Source organism: Pseudorhodoplanes sp. (assembly GCF_035565855.1).
Classification (GTDB): domain Bacteria; phylum Pseudomonadota; class Alphaproteobacteria; order Rhizobiales; family Xanthobacteraceae; genus Pseudorhodoplanes.
Map to the genome: position 1 here is coordinate 1 of NZ_DATMRX010000245.1, position 5,260 is coordinate 5,260.

Here is a 5,260-nt window from a genome sequence, read left to right on the forward strand (position 1 = left end):
GATCCGGGGCCGGCCTCGACCGGTTCGACCGGCTCAACGCTCCCGGCGGTCCATGTGACCGGCGAGCGAGCAAAGCAGAAGCCGGCGCAAGCGCAGGTGCAAGGCCCGCGGCGTGAGCCGATCAAAATGCCGGTCACCTCGACGGGTTGCCGCGCGGTGCGCGCAGCCGGGAAGCCGTATTTCATCGAATTCCGCTCCCGCACCGCCGTCAGCTACGGCCATACCTTCGTCTTCCATGGCCGACTTGGCGAAGGCAATCGCTTCGCGAGCTTCCAGGTCGCCGGCCTGCATCCCAAGGGCGACGACCCCAATACCTATATGCGGGGCATGATGGTGCCGGTGGAGTCGGAGACCGGGGCGTCCTGGGGCGATCTCGACGAGCAATACCTGACCGCGCGCTTCTGCGTGACGCTGACCGAGGCGGAGTACCGCCGGGCGCTCGCCTATATCAAACACCTGCAGGCGACCAAGAAGACCTGGCACGCGACGACCTATAACTGCAACGCGTTCGCCGCGGATATCGCACGGTACATCGGTCTCGATTCGCCGAACCCGAACATGTACCTGCCGGAAACCTTCATCAATCGGATGGCGTCTCTCAATCCGGGCGGCAAGCCGCAAAACCCGTTCGCCGCGAACTTCTCAGCCTTCCAGCAGCCGCAGGCGTCGACGGCGCAGCAACGGCGGACTCCGGCGCAACGTACGGCCCAGCCGGCGACGCAACGTCAGCAATGACCTGAAGTCTTTCGGCAAAAGAAAAAGGCCCGCAGCGATGCGGGCCTTTTCGTTTGCAGCGGCGGCGAGCGCTATTTGGCGGCGGGACCGATGATCGACCAGACCGGTCGGCCGAACGCCGTATCGAGCTGAACGGTGAGATCGCGCAGGAAAGCCGGTGCCTGATCACTGTAGCCGAACGCCATCACGACGAAGATCAATGGCGGGATCGCCGCGAGCCACAGGATCGTGCGGATCATGTAGGCGCGATGCTCGGCGGCCTGTTTGGGCGTGCGATAATGCGGATGCGGATATTGGCTCATGATGCGCGTATGCGGCGTGTGACGGGCGTATGGGTCCGGTGCGGGATTTGACCCGGAAACCTTGCGGACTGGAAGCGCAAAACCGCACCGGCCCGACCTGCCCGCCAGCGCTATGAAGGCCGCGCGGCCCTAATCGCTTCCCCAGACCCGAAGTCCGACCTCCGTCGTTGTCGCCGGCGGCTTGCGCTCGGCACGGAACTCCGCGTCGAGATAAGGTTCGATCTCACACACGAGCGACGCGATTGAGTCATCATCGTCTGCAGGCTCGGTTCGCTTTGTGACGCGCAGGCCAAGCGCCTGGCAGCGCTCGGCATAGGCGGCGATGATGGCGCGCGGCGTTGCGGTGCTCTGATAGGCGAGCACTTTCCAGCCCGGGAAAGTGCCCTCCTGCAGGCTGACGCTGTATTTCGGCGGCGGATCTTGCACAGGCGCGACTAGGCCGAGCCGGTCGAGCCGCGAGCCCTTCACGAACACCCAGTAACGCAGACCCGAGCGGCCTTCGAAGTCCCAGCTTCCCTCCGCCGCCCAGAACAGCGCGGCGAAGAACAGAAAGGGCAGCAGGACCATCAACAGCAGCGCAGTCCCGAGGGGGATCAGGGAGCGGAGCCAGGCAGGCAAACCGCGCCGGATGGTCATGCTTGCGCGAGGCGTCACGCCTTGTCGACAGGCCCGCCGCTTTCCGCCCAGTCCTTGAAGCCGCCGAGATTCTGCACCTTCTCGAAGCCGAGATCCTTGAGCGTCTTGCCCGCGAGCGCCGAGCGGCCGCCGGATGCGCAATAGACGATCACGGTCTTGGACTTGTCGAAATGCTTGTCGTGGTAAGGCGAATCCGGGTCGGCCCGGAATTCGATCATGCCGCGCGGAACGTTGATCGCACCCGGCACCTTGCCGGTCTGTTCGACCTCCTTGGCGTCGCGCACATCGACGACAAGCACATTGTCCTTGCCGATCAGCTCCCTGGCTTGTGCGGGCGTGATGCGCGGCACCGCCGCGTTGGCCGCTTCCATCATCGCCTTCAGGCTCGTTGCCATGCTCGTTCTCCCAATCGTTGCAGACACACGGCCGCTGGCCGGTGCGGGGGCCTCATCTAGGAGGCCACCGCACGGGAATAAACCTCATGCCGTCCGAATTTCTTGTCCGGTCGTCCGCGCGGCAGATGGCACCGGCGGCCAGCCGGACCTAGTATTTGGCGCTGATCGGCAGATCCTCGGCGGGGAAGAGCGAGATGACCTTGCAGCCCTTGTCGGTGACCACGACCTCTTCCTCGATGCGCGCGCCGGAATAGCCGTCGGTCGCCGGGCAATAGGTCTCGATCGCAAACACCATGCCTTCCTTGATCTCGGTCGGGTGATCCATCGACACCACGCGCGAGATGATCGGCCGCTCGTGCAGCGCGAGACCGAGGCCGTGCGCGAATTGCAGGCCGAAGGCCGCCATCTCGTCGGGGAAGCCGAATTCGCCCGCCTTGGGGAATGCTTCGGCGATATGGGCGGTTGAAGCACCCGGCTTGATGCGCGCCATCGCATTGTCGAGCCATTCGCGCGCCTTCTTGTAGGCATCGCGCTGCGAGTCGGTGGCACGCACCACGTTGAAGGTGCGGTAATAGCAGGTGCGATAGCCCATGAACGACTGAAGAATGTCGAAGAAGGCCTGATCGCCGGGCCGGATCATGCGGTCGGTGAAATTGTGCGGATGCGGATTGCAGCGTTCGCCGGAAATCGCATTCACCGCTTCCACGTCGTCCGAGCCATGGGTGTAGAGGAACTTGTTGACCTCGGCGACGATGTCGTTCTCGCGCACGCCCGGCCGCAGCTTCTCGTTGATGAGATCATAGGCGCCGTCGACCATGGCCGCGGCGCGGTTCAGAAGTGCGATCTCGTCGGCCGATTTGATCTCGCGCGCTTCGAGCATGACCTGCTGGCCGTCCTTGACCTTGATGCCGGCGCGTTCCAGTTCGAACATCATCGGCGGCTCGATCAGGTCGACACCGACCGGCATGTCGGCAACGCCGGCCTCCTTGAGCAGCGACGCGATTTCCTGGGCATGGCGCCGCATCAGGCCGAAATCCGGATGAACCGTGCCGCGCAGGCCGACAAGACCGGCCCGGCAATTTTCCGGCTTCAGCCATGGGGAATAGAGCTTGTGGTGAACGGCCGCGGAGCCGAAGTCCCACAAGATCGGATCGGCCGAACCGCGGGTCAAAAGGGTCCAGCGCGAGAGCTTGTCGCGGGCCCATTCGCCGATCTTGGTCGAAGTGACGTAGCGGGTGTTGTTGTCGTCGAACAGCAGAAGGGCGCCGAGATCGGACTTCTCCAGGGCCGCACGGGCGCGGGAGAGCCGGTAATTGTGCAGGCGGCGGTAATCGACGCGCTCCTCGAAATCGACCCCCATGGTGCCAAGCACCGGCAGCGCACGCCCCCAATCGTGACGGGGGTTGATGTCTTCGGCGCTGATCTTGCGGACGGTCTGATCCATGAGGTGTCCTCGCGTTTTGTTCAAAATTGGCGCGGCTGCGCGGGTCACGTGTAGTCTACACGCCCGCATTGGAAAGGGGGAGGGGGAGGCCGATGGCCCAAACGCCGCTGTATCTGGAGGACTTTTCACCCGGTCAGACTTTCGCCTCGCCGTCCACGATCGTGGAGGCGGACGCGATCAAGGCCTATGCGCGCCAGTTCGATCCGCAGCCCTTTCATCTCGACGAAGGCGCGGCGGCCAACACCTTCTTCAAGGGTCTGGCGGCAAGCGGCTGGCATACGGTGTCGATGACCATGCGAATGCTGGTCGATGGCGGCCTGCCGATCGCCGGCGGCATCATCGGCGCGGGAGTCGACGAAATCCGCTGGCCGCGGCCGACCCGGCCGGGCGACACGCTCCGCCTTGTCACCGAGGTGCTGGAGGTGCGGCCGTCGAAATCGCGGCCCGATCAGGGGCTGATGAAGGTCCGCACAACGACGTACAATCAGCGCGATGAGCCGGTTCAGGTGATGGTGTCCAACCTCGTGGTGATGCGGCGGCCGGGCTGACGTATTCCGAGACGGCGATTGTCCGCCGCTTCAATCGGCGATATGCGAGCGCTGGTGGCAGCAGCAACATCAGGCGCCGATCGCGAATGTCAGAATTGCCAGCCTCATCTGCGCCTCCTCCCATCTCCCGCAAGGAGTGGCTGATCTTCGCGATCGTGTTGCTGCTGATGGTGCTGGTGTTTTTTGCCGATCTCGACACCACGCCGGATCACGTCACGATCTGTTTCATCTACGCCGCGATCATCTTTCTTTCGATCTTCAGCTTCCGAAGCTCGGCCTATATCGCCGCCGCGGTCGCCACGCTGTTTTCCGTGCTCGGCTCCTTTATCAATCCGCCGGACGAAGCGCTCTCCATCGTGTTCTTCGCCAATCGTGCGATCGCCATTGCCGCGCAATGGGTGGTCGCGGTGCTGGTGACGACGCGAAAGGATGCCGAGGCCTTGATGCAGGCGGACCTCAACGAGCAAACGGCCAATGCCAAGACGCGACGGCGGTTTCTCGATGTACTGACGCACGAAATCGGCACGTCGCTGACCACCATTGATGGGCAGGCCTTTCTGCTGCGCCGCAGCCTCGATACCGGCGATCAGGCGCGGGCAGACAAGATACGCGGGGCGGTCCGGCACATTCAGGCGATCGTCCAGCAGGTCCAGCTTGCATCGGAAGTCGGCGAACGCAGTTCCGACATGCGCCTCGTCCCCGTCGATCTGCGTCAGCTGGTTGAGGATGTTTTCGTCGATCTCGACACCAGTGCGGTGTCATTCGAGGCCGACCTGTCAGGCCTGCCGGAGGAGGTGCAGGGCGATCCGGATATGCTGCGCCAGATCATCGGCAACGTCTTGTCGAACGCAATCAAGTTTTCCCCGCCCGGCGGACAGGTGCGGATCGGCGGGACGCGCCGCAACGGTCATGCGGTGCTGACCGTTGCGGATCGGGGGCCGGGTATCGCGCCCGACGAACGCGAGAAGATCTTCGAGGCCTATTATCGAGCGCGCAACAGCCGCGGGGTGCATGGCGCGGGCATCGGCCTCTATGTCGCCCGGAAATTCGTTGAAAACCACCAGGGGACCATACGGGTCGACGGCGGGCCCAATGAAGGCACGCTTGTAACCATCACTCTGCCGGTCGCAGGACCCGGCGCTCCGGAAGCCAATGCCGATGCCGAACCTCCTTTGCATTGAGGATGATCCCGACACATGC

7 protein-coding genes are annotated in these 5,260 nt (G+C 63.8%); 3 read left to right on the top strand and 4 right to left on the bottom strand.

Annotation, left to right across the window (positions count from 1 at the left end; genetic code table 11):
- Positions 1-735 (top strand): hypothetical protein (locus tag VN004_RS13590; protein ID WP_325610896.1); only part of this gene is annotated, 735 nt, incomplete at its 5' end.
- 71 nt (positions 736-806) lie between these two features.
- Here the strand turns inward: VN004_RS13590 and VN004_RS13595 are convergent.
- The 4 genes from VN004_RS13595 to VN004_RS13610 form a co-directional block, all read right to left on the bottom strand.
- A complete protein-coding gene (locus tag VN004_RS13595; RefSeq protein ID WP_325610899.1) occupies positions 807-1,037 on the bottom strand; it encodes a hypothetical protein in 231 nt (76 codons plus the stop codon).
- Between the two features lie 129 nt (positions 1,038-1,166).
- The gene (locus VN004_RS13600; protein WP_325610902.1) at positions 1,167-1,673 is read right to left on the bottom strand and encodes a hypothetical protein; all 507 of its coding nucleotides are present in this window, start codon (positions 1,671-1,673) and stop codon (positions 1,167-1,169) included.
- Positions 1,674-1,687: 14 nt separating this feature from the next.
- Entirely contained in the window at positions 1,688-2,068 is a 381-nt protein-coding gene (locus VN004_RS13605) for a rhodanese-like domain-containing protein (RefSeq protein WP_325610904.1), read from the bottom strand.
- 148 nt (positions 2,069-2,216) lie between these two features.
- Positions 2,217-3,512, bottom strand: a complete 1,296-nt coding sequence (locus tag VN004_RS13610) for a Xaa-Pro peptidase family protein (protein WP_325610907.1) — start codon at positions 3,510-3,512, stop codon at positions 2,217-2,219.
- Positions 3,513-3,604: 92 nt separating this feature from the next.
- Between VN004_RS13610 and VN004_RS13615 the strand changes: the two genes are divergently transcribed.
- Together VN004_RS13615 and VN004_RS13620 are read left to right on the top strand one after the other, a co-directional pair.
- Positions 3,605-4,060 carry a MaoC family dehydratase gene (locus tag VN004_RS13615; RefSeq protein WP_325610909.1) on the top strand — a complete coding sequence of 152 codons (456 nt, stop codon included), beginning with the start codon at positions 3,605-3,607 and terminating at the stop codon, positions 4,058-4,060.
- Between the two features lie 86 nt (positions 4,061-4,146).
- Positions 4,147-5,241, top strand: a complete 1,095-nt coding sequence (locus tag VN004_RS13620) for a HAMP domain-containing sensor histidine kinase (protein WP_325610911.1) — start codon at positions 4,147-4,149, stop codon at positions 5,239-5,241.
- The last annotated feature ends 19 nt before the right edge of the window (positions 5,242-5,260 follow it).